General features: G+C 34.7%; 13 protein-coding genes and 1 tRNA gene. 8 read left to right on the top strand and 6 right to left on the bottom strand.

Going from position 1 to position 17194, the window contains the following annotated elements:
- Positions 1 to 33: 33 nt before the first annotated feature.
- Positions 34 to 966 (bottom strand): dihydrodipicolinate synthase family protein, encoded by a 933-nt coding sequence (locus tag GM921_RS02365; RefSeq protein ID WP_182921010.1) that lies wholly within the window; start codon positions 964 to 966, stop codon positions 34 to 36.
- Between the two features lie 227 nt (positions 967 to 1193).
- On the opposite strand from GM921_RS02365, the gene GM921_RS02360 reads away from it, so the two are divergent.
- Entirely contained in the window at positions 1194 to 2075 is an 882-nt protein-coding gene (locus tag GM921_RS02360) for an AraC family transcriptional regulator (protein ID WP_182921009.1), read from the top strand.
- Between the two features lie 206 nt (positions 2076 to 2281).
- The gene (locus GM921_RS02355) at positions 2282 to 4057 is read left to right on the top strand and encodes an aminopeptidase P family protein (RefSeq protein ID WP_182921008.1); all 1776 of its coding nucleotides are present in this window, start codon (positions 2282 to 2284) and stop codon (positions 4055 to 4057) included.
- Positions 4058 to 4452: 395 nt separating this feature from the next.
- Here GM921_RS02355 and GM921_RS02350 read toward each other — a convergent pair whose 3' ends face one another.
- Together GM921_RS02350 and GM921_RS02345 are read right to left on the bottom strand one after the other, a co-directional pair.
- The gene (locus tag GM921_RS02350) at positions 4453 to 4914 is read right to left on the bottom strand and encodes a hypothetical protein (protein ID WP_182921007.1); all 462 of its coding nucleotides are present in this window, start codon (positions 4912 to 4914) and stop codon (positions 4453 to 4455) included.
- Positions 4915 to 5124: 210 nt separating this feature from the next.
- Positions 5125 to 5469 carry a ribosomal eL19 family protein gene (locus GM921_RS02345; RefSeq protein ID WP_182921006.1) on the bottom strand — a complete coding sequence of 115 codons (345 nt, stop codon included), beginning with the start codon at positions 5467 to 5469 and terminating at the stop codon, positions 5125 to 5127.
- Positions 5470 to 6196: 727 nt separating this feature from the next.
- Between GM921_RS02345 and GM921_RS02340 the strand changes: the two genes are divergently transcribed.
- Entirely contained in the window at positions 6197 to 6652 is a 456-nt protein-coding gene (locus GM921_RS02340; protein ID WP_182921005.1) for a hypothetical protein, read from the top strand.
- Between the two features lie 8 nt (positions 6653 to 6660).
- On the opposite strand, the gene GM921_RS02335 is transcribed toward GM921_RS02340, so the two are convergent.
- Positions 6661 to 7071 (bottom strand): VOC family protein, encoded by a 411-nt coding sequence (locus GM921_RS02335; protein ID WP_182921004.1) that lies wholly within the window; start codon positions 7069 to 7071, stop codon positions 6661 to 6663.
- A 145-nt stretch (positions 7072 to 7216) separates the two neighbouring features.
- Between GM921_RS02335 and GM921_RS02330 the strand changes: the two genes are divergently transcribed.
- The 3 genes from GM921_RS02330 to GM921_RS02320 all read left to right on the top strand — a co-directional run bounded on the left by GM921_RS02330 (position 7217) and on the right by GM921_RS02320 (position 12686).
- A complete protein-coding gene (locus GM921_RS02330) occupies positions 7217 to 8203 on the top strand; it encodes a GlxA family transcriptional regulator (protein WP_182921003.1) in 987 nt (328 codons plus the stop codon).
- A 90-nt stretch (positions 8204 to 8293) separates the two neighbouring features.
- Positions 8294 to 11086 (top strand): tetratricopeptide repeat protein, encoded by a 2793-nt coding sequence (locus GM921_RS02325; RefSeq protein ID WP_182921002.1) that lies wholly within the window; start codon positions 8294 to 8296, stop codon positions 11084 to 11086.
- Positions 11087 to 11216: 130 nt separating this feature from the next.
- The gene (locus GM921_RS02320; RefSeq protein ID WP_182922218.1) at positions 11217 to 12686 is read left to right on the top strand and encodes a glycoside hydrolase family 130 protein; all 1470 of its coding nucleotides are present in this window, start codon (positions 11217 to 11219) and stop codon (positions 12684 to 12686) included.
- Between the two features lie 10 nt (positions 12687 to 12696).
- Here the strand turns inward: GM921_RS02320 and GM921_RS02315 are convergent, their stop codons facing one another.
- Positions 12697 to 14976, bottom strand: a complete 2280-nt coding sequence (locus tag GM921_RS02315) for a glycosyltransferase family 4 protein (protein ID WP_182921001.1) — start codon at positions 14974 to 14976, stop codon at positions 12697 to 12699.
- Between the two features lie 162 nt (positions 14977 to 15138).
- On the opposite strand from GM921_RS02315, the gene GM921_RS02310 reads away from it, so the two are divergent.
- Positions 15139 to 15218: transfer RNA gene (locus GM921_RS02310), tRNA-Leu, on the top strand.
- A 77-nt stretch (positions 15219 to 15295) separates the two neighbouring features.
- Here the strand turns inward: GM921_RS02310 and GM921_RS02305 are convergent.
- On the bottom strand, positions 15296 to 16519 hold the full coding sequence (locus GM921_RS02305; protein WP_182921000.1) for an alpha/beta hydrolase-fold protein: 1224 nt from the start codon (positions 16517 to 16519) through the stop codon (positions 15296 to 15298).
- 180 nt (positions 16520 to 16699) lie between these two features.
- On the opposite strand from GM921_RS02305, the gene GM921_RS02300 reads away from it, so the two are divergent.
- Positions 16700 to 17161, top strand: coding sequence for a DsrE family protein (locus GM921_RS02300; RefSeq protein ID WP_182920999.1), 462 nt, complete (start codon positions 16700 to 16702; stop codon positions 17159 to 17161).
- Positions 17162 to 17194 lie beyond the last annotated feature (33 nt).

Genomic DNA, 17194 nt, shown 5'->3' with positions numbered 1-17194 from the left:
TATTTTTTCCCTTAAAAAGGTTAATGATAAATACTAAACCGCTTCTACTGCTAAGTTTAAATAGTCTGGCAATGTTGGGCGATTAGCTAAAGCATCATTAATAATTTTCAAAACTCGCTCTCTTTCTTCTCCTTTTATTACTAATCTTGGCGCTCTTACATATTCAGAACTAATGCCTACAGCAGTTGCGGCAAGCTTAATATATTGTACTAATTTAGGGTGAATATCTAATTCTAACAAGGGCATAAACCATCTATAAATTGCTAAAGCTTCATCGTATCGTTTAGCTTTTACCAATCTGTAAATTGCTACCGTTTCTGCTGGAAAAGCATCAACTAAACCAGCTACTAAACCATCGGCACCTAAAACTAAGCATTCTAATGAAATGGTATCTACTCCACCTAAAATTTTAAATCTATTGCCAAATCTATTGATCATGTTGGTAATGTTTGCTAAATCTCTGGTGCTTTCTTTTACAGCTTGAATGTTCTCATAAGGCAACAACTCTTCAAACATTGCTATCGAAACCTTAATTCCATAATCAACTGGGTTATTATAAATTAAAATAGGAATTTGAATAGCAGAGGCAACTGCCTGAAAATAAGTTACCACTTCATCATCAGCAGCTTTATATTTTAATGGCGGCAATAACATAATACCATCTGCGCCTAATTGCTCTGCTTCTTGAGCCATTGCAATAGCCACACTTGTAATCTGCTCTGCTACATTAATTAATACAGGAACGCGACCAGCAACCTCTTTAACTGTATAGGTTAAAAACTCTGTTTTCTCTTCTTTTGTTAAGGTACTCGCCTCACCTAAAGATCCACAAATAATAACTCCATCTACACCAGCTGCCAATTGAGCATCTAAATTTTTCTTAAATAACGGATAATCGATTGTATCGTTTTCAGTAAAAGGTGTTAAAAGCGCTGGATACACGCCTTGCCAAGCAATATGTTTCATATCAAATAATTTTAATCAAATGTAGTGCGAGATAGTTTACGGTATTTACCAAGATTTAATGAATAATAGACGAATATTAACTTTAACACCCATTTATTGATTTTTTCCAATTTATTGTACTAATATTATTTATTATTTGATAAATGAGATAAGTAAACGGTTTAATTTACCCTATTTTAACCCATAAATAGATAACTTAAACTAACATAAGTTAAATTTAGATTAGAATGAAAGTCTTACAGTTTACAATTCCTGTTGCTCACGACCTTACTATTATTGTTCAAGAGGATAATATGTCACATTTTTATCCTTATCTACATCGACATAAAGAGGCTCAATTGATTTGGATTAAAGAAGGGGAAGGTACACTTGTTGTAGATAACAACATGCATGCATTTAGGAAGAATGATATTTATTTGTTAGGTGCCAATCAACCGCACTTATTTAAAAGCAATCCAGAATATTTTGAAGAAGGAAGCGATTTAAAGATCCAGGCATTGATGATCTTCTTTGATCCTAATGGGAGGTTGGCTCCCATATTGGCATTGCCCGAAATGCAATTGCTTCAATCGTTTTTACAACAAAAGCAAAGCGGCTATAAAGTTCCAACAACCCAAACAGATGCTATTATCCAACGAATGTTGAGTGTTCAGTATGCTAAGAACCATGAGGTGGTTGTTAAATTTTTAGATTTACTGCAAGCACTTTATCAGGATGGGAATAAAGGAGAAACATTATCTAGTGCAAAAATGGCTAGCTTTTCTGAAACTGAGGGGATACGCATTGGAAATATATTTAACTATCTAATGCAACATTATGAACGCCAAATTAGTTTGGATGAGGTTGCTTCGGAAGCACACATGACGCCACAAGCATTTTGCAGATATTTTAAAAAGCATACGCGACAAACTTTTGTCTCGTTTTTAAATGAATTGCGCATTAATGAGGCCTGCAAAAAACTAACCAGTGGCAAGTTCGAAAACATTGCAACGGTGGTATATACGTGTGGTTTTAATAGCGTAACAAATTTTAACAGAGTGTTTAAATCGGTAAAGGGTGAAGCGCCCAAAACATATCTTGCCCATTATTTTAAGAACTTTAAAACTTAGGAAATTAGTTAATAGTTAATGGTTGATGGTCTAATCGTTAACAAATTAGTCCATAGTTAATAGTTGATTGTCCAATTGCAGAAATTTCACATCTTCTAGTATACATCCAAACAATGGACCATTAACTATTAGCCTCTCCATCTACTATTTGACTATTAAATGTTGAAACAATTTTTTCATTTCCTAATTCTTTCTCACATTTGCACATGACTTATTCTGAAAAACTAACTGCTATTCGCCAACAAATGAAAGCTGATGGCGTTGCTGCTTACATTATCCCTTCTGCAGACCCTCATATTAGTGAATATTTACCCGACCATTATAAGTGTATTGCTTTTACGACTGGCTTTAAAGGCTCGGTTAGTACGGTTGTAATTACACAAGATTTCGCTGGTTTATGGGCAGATTTCAGATATTTTGAACAAGCTGAAGAACAATTAAAAGGCAGCGGTTTTGAATTGGTAAAACTAAAGGTTCAAGCAAGTCCGGAATATATACAATGGCTTGGCGAAACTTTACCCAATGGCGCTACTATCGCTTTTGATGAGAAATTAGTTTCTATTTTATTAGGAGAACTTTTTCATAAAGAATTGGCTTACAAACAAATCAATTTTCAACATAAAGATTACTTAAGCCCAATTTGGGAAAACAGACCAGCACTACCTACAAACCCTGCTTTTTTAATAGCAGATGAATTTATTGGTCAGTCGGTTAGTGCTAAACTGACAGCAGTTAGACAGGCTTTAAAACAACAGCATGCTGCTTATCACTTAATCTCATCGTTAGATGATTTAGCTTGGTTATTTAATATCCGCGGTGCGGATGTAAGTTATAATCCGGTAGTGTTAAGTTTTGCATTGATTTCGGAAAGTCAAGCTACGTTATATATTCAGCATAATAAATTAAGTGCAAGCGATGTAGCAAGTTTAGCACAAAGTGGTGTAGAAATTTTAGCTTATGATAACATTGCTAATGATTTACTGTTTTTACCTGCAGAAAGTTCAATACTCATAGATCCAAAGCGTAACTGTTTTGCTTTGTATAAACTTATTCCTGCTTCTGTTCAACGTATTTTAGAAACCAATCCGTCTACTCATTTAAAAGCTGTAAAGAACGAGACAGAAGTTGCCAACACACGTAAGGCAATGATTAAAGATGGTGTAGCGATTACACAGTTTTTAAAATGGATTAAAGACACTATTGGTAAAATAGAAATTACAGAACTATCTGCTGCAGCTCAATTGAAAGCCTTTAGAGCAAAACAAGATGGTTTTATGGGCGAAAGTTTTAACACTATTGCTGGTTATAAAGCTCATGGTGCCTTACCTCATTACGCTGCTTCAAAAGAAAGTGATGTAGCCATTAAAACTGAAAGTTTATTTTTAGTGGATTCAGGTGGTCAGTACCGTTATGGTACTACAGATATTACACGTATGATCCCTATGGGTGACAATACTGAGGAGGAAAAAATAGATTATACTTTAGTGCTAAAAGCGATGATAGAAGGCAGCAAAACTCGTTTCCCTAAAGGAACTTGTGGCTACCAAATTGATGCTATTACTCGCCGACCAATGTGGGATTATGCCTTAAACTATGGGCATGGAACTGGTCATGGGGTAGGTTATTTTTTAAATGTACATGAGGGGCCTCAAGTATTTAATGCTACTGCAACACCTGTGGCGGTAGAGCTGGGTATGATTACTTCTATTGAGCCTGGCATTTATCGCTCTGGCAAACATGGCATTCGTATAGAGAATTTGGTGTTAACTATTGCTGACCAAGCCAATGAATTTAATGAATTTTATGCTTTTGAAGCCTTAACACTTGCTCCAATTGACACTACCTTGGTTAAAAAAGAACTATTAGAAAAAGTACACATCGATTGGTTGAATACTTACCATGCAAATGTGTATGCTAAACTAAGTCCGTATTTAAATGAGGATGAAAAAGTTTTTTTGGGTAAGATGACAAGCGAGGTTTAGGTTAAGAGCAAAGAAAAATTCTACCACCTTAGACATCTAAGAAAGATTTAAGAGTTAGTAAAATCCATTGTTGCACTTCGAGATGTTTGTGCCAAAGGAATCTCTTTTGGAAAAGGCATATCGTTTTATTGATTTTGCGGATTTGAAATCATAAGTATTCGAACAGCATGTTGTACATTTTTTTTACCACATAGACACATAGAAAACATAGGTTCTAATACAGTTGCTATGTTAACTATCTGTCTATGTGATTAAAGTTAAATCTTCTAAACAGCTATATACAATCTATCTAGTTAGGAAAGATTGCTTCGCCCCGATGAAAAATCGGAGACTCGCAATGACGCGATTATTATAGCACATTAAAAAGTTTTTTTGGGTAAGATGACGAGTGAGGTTTAAGGGTTACACTCCCCTACTTTATCAAAAACAAATCTTCCTTTATCGTAATTTATTGGCACCTTATCATCGAAAAAAGCAGAGCCCCACACCATAGAGATTTCACCAACACCCATGGTTAACTTGCCTTCCTTTTTTAGGAAGGCAACTGGGTTTCTATACCATTTATCAACTTTGTTTACTTTAAAGTCGTAATGTCCTTTTAGGGTATCTCCGTTTATTGTTCCTTTGAATTGTCCTTCGAATTTTTTCTTATTGGCATAGCTAAAGGTTAGAAGCCCTTTAATTTGCTTGCTTGAGGTATCTATTTTAAGCCATGCTGTATCGTTTGCACTGATTGCTATATAACAGATAGTGTGTTGGCTATCCATCTGTTGTTCTATGGTTTTTGTTTGATTGCAACTGGTTATTAAGAAGTAGGTAGCTAGTGTTACATACAAAAATGGGCTATATGTTTTCATTGGGAATGGATTAGGGTTAGTACTTTAACGCTACATGACACTTTGATGCTTTATATTCGTTTAAAACTTCAGTTTTAACAAAGGTGTTGACTAAATGTTTTAGGTTATTTCTAATATAGTACTAGTTTTTCTTTATATTATGATATTTTATTGGTGTTTTAATGAAATTGTAGTGGTTTTAATTGAAAATGTAGTGGTTTTTACCACAGATTAACAGATTTTAGGTGACGCAGGTGTCATATTAGAAGTTGCAGGTGTCATATTAAAAGTCGCAGGTGTCATATTAGAAGTTGCAGGTGACATATTACAAGTTGCAGGTGGCATATTACAAGTTGCAGGTGACATATAACAAGTTGCAGGTGACGTATTACAAGTTGCAGGTGTCATATTACAAGTTGCAGGTGACGTATTACAAGTTGCAGGTGGCATATTACAAGTTGCAGGTGACATATTACAAGTTGCAGGTGGCATATTACAAGTTGCAGGTGGCATATTACAAGTTGCAGGTGGCATATTGAAAGTTGCAGGTGGCATATTGAAAGTTGCAGGTGGCATATTAGAGCCTCACCCCAAACTCCTCTCCAAAGGAGAGGGGGATTGCATGGTTGCGGGCAGTATTGTGAAGGTTGTAGGTTGTAGATATACTTTAAAGATCCTTTGGCTGCGCTAAGAATGATGAGCGTTTTAGCAGATTGACTAGTTTACAGTTTTTGGTTTTTTTAGTTTTAGTTTAAAGATCCTTCGACTGCGCTCAGGATGACGAGCGTTTTAGCAGATGGGTTAGTTTATAGTTTTAGTTTTTTTTAATTCGCTTTAAGATTGCTTTCCCGAGAAATCGGGACAAGCTGTGCCTCGTAATGACGAGCGTGTTATTATTATGCTTATATATGTTTTGTGCCAAGGGCATCCATTTGAGGAAAATAATTTTTATATTTTTTGCGTAGCTGATGTTTAGCGTTTATTTACTTTGTTATGAATGATAAGTTATATTGATTTGAAATGAGTTGTGCTAGTTTTTCATAAGGAAACACTTCGCTTTGCGCTGAATTATAGTGTGGATTAACTAGGGAATTATTGGAATAATGTTCCCCATTTTTACCCATCAGTTTTTTTTATTTTAATAAAATTGATTTTATTCGTCATGCTAAGCTAACATTTAGAAAGTTTAACTGTTTAAACATAGGTTGGTAGCTTTAGCAATTGAGTTATTGTAAATAATACAATATCATACTTACAAATGGCATATCTATTGTGTATAATGAATTAATAATCAGTTCCTTTAATGAGATTTTTAAGATTACTTTTCGTTTTAACGCTTTTCACACTTTTAAACACTGTTTCATTTGCGCATGGCTCAAGTTCTGTATCTGACTATGGATGTAGAATTGGAGATGCGGTGTATACTCAATATTTAGGAAGCACAAATTTTTGGGGAACAACTTACAAAGTATACAATAGAAACGGACAAGTTTATGCTATAGATTATAGTCCAGGAGAACAGTGCAATTATATTGAAAGCAATGATATATATGATCAGGGTTCGCAATGCTGGGTTAATAACTATGTAAATCCAACTAATAATCAGAGTGGTGCTAGTTATGGCACTTATGTTCATTACACTGTAGATCTTTGCAACGTTAGTTTGCCTTTAGATGATTATGTTTGGGTACTGCTTTTACTTGTAGGTGGTGTGGGTGCGTATGTAATTTCTACAAGGAGAATTACCACTACTATTTAACAACTTCTTTAATTTCTATTGTAATTTAACAGCCAATTATTTCCGAATTCATCGGTTATGGAAGCAAATAGGGTGTCCCAAAAATTAACCTCAGCGGCTTGGGTGGCTTTTGCACCTACAGAAAGTTTATTGTAATAGGCATTCAATTCTTCTTCTGAACTGCAGTTTAACAGTAACGAAACAGCATTTCCTTTTGTTAGTCCTTCATCTGTTACCAAATCTGTGGCTATTAAAATTAAATCGCCTTTGGTAAGCGTAGCTTGAACAATATAACTTTTCATTTTATCTGTCATTTTATCAGTTAATGGAGTTTCACCTATGGTTTGAAACTTAAGTTCTCCGCCAAGACAGTGTTGGTAAAAGGTCATCGCCTTGCGACAATTGCCATTAAATGTTAGGTATGAATAAATATGTGCCATGTGGTTGCTAGTCTAAAATTTTGACTAATTAAGGATATACATCTTTTTATTTATCAAAATTAAATACTCTACTTAACACCCGAATAGTGTATAAGAGACAATTGAAGGGGTTGTTTACGACAAATGCATCAATTATATTTGTTTAATGAAGCATGTTACAATTTTAGTTCCCGAAACGGCTGTGATAGAGGCTATCGCTGATCCGAGGTATTTATTTACGGCTGTGAATGATTTTTTAGTTGCAGCTGGTAAAGCGCCGATGTTTAACATACAATTGGTGGGCTTAAAAAGGGAAATAAAATTGAACAATAATTTGTTTTCGGTGCATACAGATTTACTAATTGATGAGCTTGTAAAAACTGATCTTATTTTTATTCCTGCTTTAAGTGGCGATATGAAACAGGCTGTTGAGTTGAACAAAGATTTACAACCTTGGATAATTGAGCAATATAATAAAGGCGCCGAAGTAGTGTCGTTATGTATTGGTGCTTTTTTATTGGCATCGACTGGTTTGTTGGACGGAAAGAAATGTTCTACGCATTGGTTATCTGCAACTGATTTTAGAGAGATGTTTCCGGCAGTTGAACTGGTTGATGGAAGTATTATTACAGAAGAAAAAGGTTTATACTCTAGCGGCGGAGCAAATTCTTACTGGAATTTATTGCTTTATTTGGTAGAGAAATACACCGATAGGGATACCGCAATATTAGCCTCAAAATATTTTGCGATTGATATTGATAGAGAAAGTCAGTTGGCGTTTATGATGTTTCAAGGACAGAAAAAACATGAAGACCATGAGATTAAAAAGGCGCAAGAGTTTATAGATGGTAATTATCAGGATAAAATTACAGTAGATCAGTTGGCAGGTATGCTGGCTTTGGGCAGACGGAGTTTTGAGCGCAGGTTTAAAAAGGCCACAAATAATACGGTGATTGAATATTTGCAACGCGTTAAGATTGAAGCTGCAAAGCGAAGTTTTGAATCGAGCAGAAAGAATATTACTGAAGTAATGTATGATGTGGGTTATACTGACACGAAAGCCTTTAGAGATGTTTTTAAGAAAATTACAGGTTTAACTCCTATTGATTATAGAAACAAATACCATAAAAAAGCGGCTGTAATGTTGGCTTAAAATACCTAGTATTAAGTATTTTATATTGCTTGCCATTTGTTTATTTTTAACGTTTAAAGAATAATCTTTTAACGCTTTGGCATTTGTAAAATGAAGAAGTTTCTTTTAATTATTGCGCTTTCTTTCTTCGTACTTCATATTTCTTTTGCTCAGACTGGAACAAAAGGTGTTACGGTAACTAATACTGCGCCTGCTACTGCTACTGGTAAAACTTGGGCAGTAATTGTGGGCATTTCTGAGTATCAAAACATTTCTAAATTAAGTTATGCGCATAAAGATGCGGAGGCTTTTTATAAATATTTAAGAACTCCGCAAGTAAATGTGCCTTCGGAAAACATTAAAATGTTGTTGAATAAAGAGGCTCTTTCTTCGGAAATTTATGGAACGTTAGAGTGGTTGACGGAAAGCGTGAAGGAAAATGATAAGGTGATTTTCTATTTTTCGGGACATGGTGATGTTGAGAAGAAAACTGTCCATCAGAATGGGTTTTTATTGGCATATGATTCCCCTACTGCTGCGTACATGACAAAAGGTACGATCAGCATTAAGTTTTTGCAAGATTATTTAGAAACTTATGTTGCTGTAAACAAGGCTAAAGAGGTGTTATTGATAGTTGATGCCTGCAAATCTGGCAAGTTAGCTGGCGGTATGGAGGGCATACAAATGACTATGCAGGCTTTGGGCAAGCAATGGAGTGGGCAGATTACAAAAATACTGTCGGCGCAAGAGGGTGAATTATCGTTAGAAGACCCTAAATGGGGCGGCGGTCGGGGTGTATTTTCTTATTATTTAATGAAAGGGATACAGGGTTTGGCGAATAGGAATGCAGATAATGTGATTACTACTGCTGAGCTTGCTGCTTATTTACCTATCGCGGTAGCGGATGAAACGGCGAACACTCAAAACCCTAAGATTGAGGGTGAAGCCAAACATTCGCTGTTTACTTTTGATGGGGTATTGCTTGCCGACGCCAAAAAGGATGATTTGATGAAAGGGCAAATGCTTGCTGTGAATACGACTAAAAAAGGAATAGCGGATAATTTAAGTCCAGAAATTGCAGATGCTTATTCTAAATATACTGAACTGGTTAAAAAAGGGTGGTTACTGTGGGGCGCTACCGAAAAAGACACTATTAATTGTGCGCTGCATGTTTATAATCAGTTACTAAATAACCCCGCAGCTGTTGCTATTCGGCCATCGTTAAAATCTTCTTTTTTAACTGCTTTGCAAAAGAAATCGCAAAGTAAATTAGACGATTATATTAAGGGTGTGCCAGATTTATTTGCTAAAAAGGATTTGCGAACGGTTAAGGAAATTATGTTTGCGGGTACGATTGTAGATAAAAATCACATTCTATACAATTACATAAATGCGAGGGCTTTATTTTTTAATTCACTTTTAGTGGATGATGATTTGGCAGCGATAAAACTGCTAAAGAGTGCTTTAAAATTGGAGGATGATGCTGCTTATATTTTAAATAGAATTGGATTGAGATATGCTAATGCTAACCTATCTGATTCTGCCATTTATTATTATGAAAAGGCAAAGGAATTTGCTCCTGCTTGGACGTTCCCATACAATAACCTTGGCATACAGTATACTGCGAGTAATACGTACGATAAAGCCATCACTAATGCCGAAAAAGGGCTTGAATTAGACCCGAAATTTGCTGGACTTTACAATGTTTTAGGAACTACTTACGAGGCAATGGAGGATTATGAAAAAGCGATACCTCTTTATGAAAAAGCGATAGCTTTAGATTCTACCCAAGCATTGTTTTACAGTAATATAAGCAATGTTTATATTGAAAAAAAACTATATCCATTGGCCATTCAAGCTGCCCAAAAGGCGATAGACTTAGACCCTAATTATAGTGATGCAATTAATAATATTGGTAGGGTTTATTTGATATCAGAAAATTATGAGCAAGCTGAGAAATACTTTAAGAAAGCCATTGAAATAACTCCAACAGAAGGGATTTATCTTGAAAATTTAGCTAACCTATTGTATAACTCAAAACGTTATGATGAGGCTTTAACTCTTTATAAAAAAATTATAACGCTTTATGTAAATTATAATGATGCTTGGGTAAGTATATCTGATACTTATAATGCATTGGATAAAAAGGCTGAGGGACTTGACTATTTTAAGGATTATATAAAGAATAACCATACTAGTAGTTACCCATATATTCAGCTAGCTAAGTATTATGATGAAAATTCTGATAAAAAAACTGCTCTTTTTTATTACAATGAAGCTTTAAGGTATAATCTTAATTTAGGGAATGCTTACGCGAATTTTGCACAACTGCATATTGATTTGGGCAATTTAGTAAAGGGTTATGCCTATGGTTTAAAAGGAGCAGAATTAAATGTAAACAGGTGTTATTTTCAAGTAAAGAGTGGCATCTATAAAATGCCTACGCTACTTTTAGAGGCATATAAACTTTATACTGATTCGTTATTACCAAGGGAAGGGGATGGTCGTTTTTACACTTTACTAGGAGACCTCTTTCTTGAAAATAAAAACTATCAAAAGGCATTATACTTTTATGAAAAAGCTATTTCATTAGATCAATCATCGCCATTAAGCCGTTATTACTCTGCTAGCATTGCGGCTATGCAACTTAAAGATTATAAAAAATCTATACAATATGCTACTAAAGTTTCCGAAGAGCATTCCACAAATTTTAACGCTTATTATGTTTTGGCTAGCGTATATTCTTTAACCAATGATATACCTAACAGCTTAAAGAATTTTAAACTTGCTTTAGAAAATGGCTTTGATTATCATGGTCGTATTATGGCTGATGAAAATTTAATCAACCTTAGAAAAACATCAAAATTTAAAGAGTTGATGAAAATACATTTTCCTGATAATTAGGTTAAACGTTAAGGTTTAAAACATTAGCATCTCAACTATTGTTATGTAACTATCCTAATGTACTTTATTTAAGTACTATCACCTTGATTTTAATCGTTAATTAGGTATTGCAAAAAATCAATTCGTTATGATGAGACTTCCTATAGAACGTAAACATGTAAAGGTTTACCCAGATCCTAAAAGAGTAATAGCACGATTTTTTTTTAATGGTGATGAGCGTGGAAGAGAAGTGATTAATAAAGTGATGACGTTGAGCGATGAACAAGTTTTTAATATCATTTCGCCGCTTTTACAAGAATATTCTAAACGACACCGTAACATCACTAAGATTTTATCAAGGCACTGCAAAAAGTTAAAACCTTTGTTTGAAAAAATGGATATCGATTATAAAGATATCGAAACACATCGGAGTTTATTAATTGGTTCTTATTTTACACATGAATATTCTATCGAATCTGCCGCATTTTTTAACCCTTCTATTGTTGAAGATCCAGATCAAAGCAATTTAGAAGAGGGTGAAAAACGTTTAATTATTAGTTTCAGAGCTGTTGGCGAAGGTCATATTTCTTCTATTGTATTTAGAAGAGCTTTAATTGACAGAAATAATAATATTACAGTTATTCCATCTGGAAATTATATTGATGAAGCAGAAATTATACGGAATGCTACCTACAATAAAAAGCTTTTTTTGGATAAAGGATTAATTGCGCTCATTAACAAAGATGTTTTAAAAGCACTTGAGGCTAAATTAGGAGATCAGTTTGATTACGCTACTTTAAAAGGGGCTATTGCAGAAAATCAATTGTTAGAACCAGACCCAGCAAAGGATGTTGAACTAGAAAAGGTATTGTGGTTATCTGATTCATATCATGAGCTAATTTTCTCTATGGATACCGATATTTCTGATCGTGTGATATTCCCCATATCTGAGTTTGAAAGAAAAGGAATTGAAGATGCTCGTTTTGTCAAATTCATTAATGATGATAGCTCAGTTACCTATTACGCAACTTATACAGCGTACGATGGTCATATCATAATCCCTAAGCTTTTAAAAACTAAAGACTTTTATGATTTTAATATCGGGCCTTTATTTGGTGATGGTGCACAAAACAAAAATTTAGCACTTTTTCCGCGTAAGATAAACGGTAAATATGCTATGCTATCACGCATAGATGGCGTGAACAATTACATTATGTATTCGAATAAAATTAACGTTTGGGAAAACCCGATTAAATTACAAGAACCTAAATACAATTGGGAATTTGTACAAATTGGTAATTGCGGTTCGCCAATTGAAACCGAAGATGGTTGGTTAATTATTACCCATGCGGTTGGCCCAATGCGTAGGTATTGTTTAAGTGCTTGTTTGCTAAATCTTGAAGATCCTACCATAGAAATTGGACGATTAGAAGAGCCTTTACTTATCCCTAACCCCGATGAACGTGAGGGTTACGTGCCTAATGTGGTGTATTCTTGTGGTTCAATTATCAATAACGACCATTTAATTATTCCTTATGGTTTATCAGATTATTCATCATCTTTTGCGTCTGTAGAATTAAAAGCCTTGTTAGAAAGACTTAAATCTTCCCCAACTATGTAGTCCGCAATTCCTATTTAACTGCTATGCTTTCTTGTTGTTTAATCGTTTCTAGTTCAGCATCGTATTTAAAAGCCTTAACTACGGTTAAATGTGAAATTAAATACGCTAAGGTACTTTCTGCACCTTGATTTCTATTCACGCCACTAGGGTGCAAACCATCTGCACAACCATTAGTTTCCGAATCGTACAATGGAATACGTAGTGAGTTTTCTCCTAAAAACCATAAATAACAAGAGAACATTTTTTTCAGGTATTCGCTTTCTCGTGTTACTTTGTACGCTTGAAAATACATGATCACCATTGCCATCAATTCAATTGCTTGCTGATCATACAAAGGCATATTTCCTTTTCCTCGTATATACCAACCATCATTTCCTACGGGATTTATGGTATTTAAATTAAAAGTGATTTTTTCGAGATACGCCAGCGACTCATGCGCAATTTGTAGTACTTCTTCGTTACCTGTTATCTCGACAGCATGAAATAATGCAAGAGGAAATATGGCATTATCATACGTCATATGGTTTTCGAACCAATGCCAATCTTCGCCTTTGGTACCGTGATAAGATGAAATTAATTTATCGATTAAACTATTCAATTCTTTTATGATATGCTCATCATATGGGTGAGATTTTAAATAATAACATAAACCAGTAATGGTATTGCAAACCCCTCTTAAATGTGTTAGTTTTTTAAAATGAGGAACTGCTTTAAAGAATAATTCATAGCCAAATTCTGCATACGAGCGATTTGGAGCCGTGTTAATTAAATACCCTAAGGCCCAAATGGTTCTCCCAAATGAATCGTCCGAACCTTCTTCATCCAAAAACTGCCGACTGAAGCTGAGGAAATTTCTAAAATTTCCATTCTCCAATTGCATATCGTGGATGTAACTTAAATAAATTGGCAATAATTTTAAAGCGTCCTTGCTATTACCCTCTTGATAAGCCATTAAAGCCATAATTAAAGCTCTTGCATTATCATCTAAACAATACCCTTCTTTTCTATTAGGGATACCATATTTTGCATGCTGAAAAATACCAGTATCATCGGTTAAGCGCTTTACATAATCTAAATTAAAATCTGGCATTACACCAGGGTCTATCATTTGCCGTAAAATTTTCTCACTATAATCTGGGTGATTTACCGCTTTTTCTACTACTGCAATAAATGATTGTCCAATTTTTGGCCACCGTAACTTCAGTCCGTATTCGTAGGCATTTTTCTTTAAAGCCATTAATTTATCAGGTTCATCTAATAACTCATTAATAATAATAGCTAGCCCTACATCATCTTTAAAATCAAATAAACAACCCCTATTGTCCGCTAAAAGTTCTTGTGCATGCCAATAAGGAGTAGATACCACCGCAGCGCCCGCTCCTACTGCGTAAGAAAGTGTACCGCTAGTAATTTGTGCCTCATTAAAATACGGGGTGATATACACATCAGCAGCAGTGAGATAGTTTATTAGTTCTTCCTCCTCTACAAACCTGTTCATAAAAACTATGTGTTTTTCCACATTTAACTCAGCAGCTAGCTCTTTAAGGTATTCTCGATATTCTTCTCCAGAATTTTTAACCACACCAGGATGCGTATTTCCTAAAATAACATAGACCACATCTGGATGTGTTTTTACAATTTTCGGCAATGCTTTTACTACCGTTTCTAAGCCTTTATTTCTGTTTAGTAAACCAAAGGTGAGTAATATCTTTTTGCCTTTCAGTTGTGCTATTTCCTTAACAGGATTAACAAGTGGCGCTTCCAAATCTGGCACTCCGTGTTCAATTACTTGAATTTTTTCTTTAGGAACCTGATAAATATCTATTAAAAAACGAACAGCCCGATGACTCATCACCACAATTTTTGATGAACGTTTGGCAATTTCTTTAATAATAGCCTTTTGTAAAAAGGTTGGAGAATTTAAAATAGTATGCAGAATAGAGATAATTGGTTTTTCTATCTGATTTAAAAATGGTAATACATATAATCCACTTTCGCCTCCATAAATACCAAACTCATGTTGTAAAATACATGCATCAACAGTACTTTCATTTATAAAATTTGCTGCTTTGGCATAATCATCTTGTATATTTTGCCTAATTACAAACTTAACTTCGTTTGGATATTTATATTCAGTTATAGAATCAGAGTTATTTATAGCAACAACCAAACTGGTTTCAATTAAGGTTTCATGATTAAAATTGGCACTTATCGCTTTAATTAAATTATGGTTAAACGTTGCCAATCCGCATTCTCGCGGTGGATAAGTAGAAATGTAGGCTATTTTCATATCTCGAGTACTAATGCTTGTAAATGGGGAACGGTAATTTAAACGAGATATAGTAGTAACAATAAAGATTAGAAAGTGTTTTATCCAACTAAAAAAGAAAGGAAATAAAGTTTGGATTTTAGTCTCGTAATTGATAGATTTGCGTCCCGCTAGAAAGTAAATGCCCAGTTGGCGGAATTGGTAGACGCGCTGGTCTCAAACACCTGTGGGAAACCGTGCCGGTTCGACTCCGGCACTGGGTACAAATAAAGCCTTAGAGAAATCTGAGGCTTTTTTGGCTTCTAAAAGCATTAATCTTGATCTGGATTAACTTAATATATTATTTCTGCAACTCCTGTAACCGTAATTTAATTTCAGTTGACGTAGGATTCAATTCACTAGCTTTTTTGTACGAAGCGATCGCTTTTTGCTTTTCTCCTTTTACAACATAAGCTGCACCCAAAGCTGCAAAGGCACTTGAAGAAGATGGGTAATTAATTACATTCATTTCCAGTAGCTTAATACCATTGTTTAGTGTTGCTGGGGTTTTTACTAACCATTGTGCCCAGTTGTTAATATATGCTTCGTCAGGTAAAATCGAATACTTAAACCTTTGCGATAATTCCTTATAGTGTTTCATAATGATCTCCGAATTGACCTCTTCATCCTTTATTGAAGGAAGTACCCATTGGCGATAGATAAATCGAAGTCCATCATAATATGATTTAATAGGAACAGTCATATGGCTTTCAATTGGATAGGCCGTATATTCGAAATCTAATTCTTTGATGTTGCGCTTTTTGAGCAAGGAATCAAACTTTAAAATGTTGGTATGAAACGGTGATCCAGGTGAAGAATAATCTTCATTGCCATTGCTGAAAAAAAGAGTTTTAGATAAAGTTGATCCTGCTTTCAATTTATTATCAGCGAGTTTCAGCAAGAATTTCTGATCCCACCAGAAGGATGGGCTTACGGCAATGTATGCGTCGAACATATCCGGATAATTTAGGAGGCAATTGATAGTTGTTAGCGCTCCGAATGAGTGTCCTGCAAAAATGCGGTAAGGTTGAGTTTTGTAATTTGAATTGACATAGGGTATGAGCTCTTTCTGAATGAATTGAAAAAAACGTTCATTTCCTCCGCTGTTCTTATACGGGGAATTAGCAGTGGTATCCGGTTTTCCAGAATAATCAGTAGTGCTATGAGATGGAGTGAGATCTCGGTTACGGTTTGTATTTGTTATTCCTACAACAATTAGTGGTGGAATAGCATTCACATCTTGTCGACTAAGGTATTTAGAATATTCTACCATTTGGGTAAAATGATTATCGGCATCCAGAACATAAATCACCTGATATTTTTTCTCTGGATTATCAGAATCTTTCGGTGTGTAGATCAGTATCTTTCGATCTTCGTTTAGAATGTTGGAGTGTATCGTTACAACTTCTCCCTGATCAGACTTAATTGGTTCTATCTTTTGGGCATTTGCTTTAACTGAAAAAAACAGCGCTATACTCAAAAAAAGGAAAGTAAAATGTTTATTTTTAAGGAAACTGGGTTTCATGTATTTTAACAAGCTTGATTTTAGAGTTGTTACTTATAATGTCTATCTATTTCCTATGAATGTATTAATTTTTTAGTAAATTAAGAAAAGACCCAAAAACTGTTGAATGCTACAACACGCTTAATTTGGTATTTTACGCGTTATATAATTATACAAAATTCAAACCCTAAATATGCCGATATGAGATCTTATAAAATGTTATTCGTTGCCATTGCTTTATTATTTTTCACTAAACTGGTTAATGCTCAAACCACTCCTACTGCAACTGAGTTTACGGGAGCAAAGGCTGATAAGAAACACTACAAAGCATTGTATGTGTTAAATAACTCGGAGGATAAAAAAATTACAGGAACGCTGAGAAATATAAAAAATGCGTTGGAAGATCCTCGCCTTAAAGGCAAACTAGAGGTAGAACTTATTGTATTTGGCGACGGAGTTGCGGTTTACTATAAAAACGGCAAATACCAAGAAACACTTTTAGCACTTGCTAAACAAGGAGTAATTCTTGCACAGTGCGAAAACACAATCAAGGAAAGAAAGATTGATAAAAAAGAATTGTTCGATTTTATCCACTATGTGCCTAGCGGAAACGGCGAAATCATTATTAGATCTGCGCAAGGCTGGGCAATTGTTCATCCGTAATAAAATAGTGCGAATTAGTTTTGCAGATAGCAT

The organism is Pedobacter planticolens, assembly GCF_014172375.1.
In the GTDB taxonomy this organism is placed as follows: Bacteria; Bacteroidota; Bacteroidia; order Sphingobacteriales; family Sphingobacteriaceae; genus Pedobacter; species Pedobacter planticolens.
Note: the sequence above shows the minus strand (reverse complement) of the source record. Positions and strands in the feature narration are given on the sequence as shown.

What these genes read in the sequence shown, in the direction of transcription:
- GM921_RS02360 (WP_182921009.1), top strand. Translation starts at nt 1,194, where the DNA reads ATGAAAGTCTTACAGTTTACAATTCCTGTTGCTCACGACCTTACTATT.
- GM921_RS02355 (WP_182921008.1), top strand. Translation starts at nt 2,282, where the DNA reads ATGACTTATTCTGAAAAACTAACTGCTATTCGCCAACAAATGAAAGCT.
- GM921_RS02300 (WP_182920999.1), top strand. Translation starts at nt 16,700, where the DNA reads ATGAGATCTTATAAAATGTTATTCGTTGCCATTGCTTTATTATTTTTC.
- GM921_RS02325 (WP_182921002.1), top strand. Translation starts at nt 8,294, where the DNA reads ATGAAGAAGTTTCTTTTAATTATTGCGCTTTCTTTCTTCGTACTTCAT.
- GM921_RS02340 (WP_182921005.1), top strand. Translation starts at nt 6,197, where the DNA reads ATGAGATTTTTAAGATTACTTTTCGTTTTAACGCTTTTCACACTTTTA.
- GM921_RS02330 (WP_182921003.1), top strand. Translation starts at nt 7,217, where the DNA reads ATGAAGCATGTTACAATTTTAGTTCCCGAAACGGCTGTGATAGAGGCT.
- GM921_RS02350 (WP_182921007.1), bottom strand. Translation starts at nt 4,914, where the DNA reads ATGAAAACATATAGCCCATTTTTGTATGTAACACTAGCTACCTACTTC.
- GM921_RS02320 (WP_182922218.1), top strand. Translation starts at nt 11,217, where the DNA reads ATGAGACTTCCTATAGAACGTAAACATGTAAAGGTTTACCCAGATCCT.
- GM921_RS02305 (WP_182921000.1), bottom strand. Translation starts at nt 16,519, where the DNA reads ATGAAACCCAGTTTCCTTAAAAATAAACATTTTACTTTCCTTTTTTTG.
- GM921_RS02365 (WP_182921010.1), bottom strand. Translation starts at nt 966, where the DNA reads ATGAAACATATTGCTTGGCAAGGCGTGTATCCAGCGCTTTTAACACCT.
- GM921_RS02345 (WP_182921006.1), bottom strand. Translation starts at nt 5,469, where the DNA reads ATGCCACCTGCAACTTTCAATATGCCACCTGCAACTTTCAATATGCCA.
- GM921_RS02315 (WP_182921001.1), bottom strand. Translation starts at nt 14,976, where the DNA reads ATGAAAATAGCCTACATTTCTACTTATCCACCGCGAGAATGCGGATTG.
- GM921_RS02335 (WP_182921004.1), bottom strand. Translation starts at nt 7,071, where the DNA reads ATGGCACATATTTATTCATACCTAACATTTAATGGCAATTGTCGCAAG.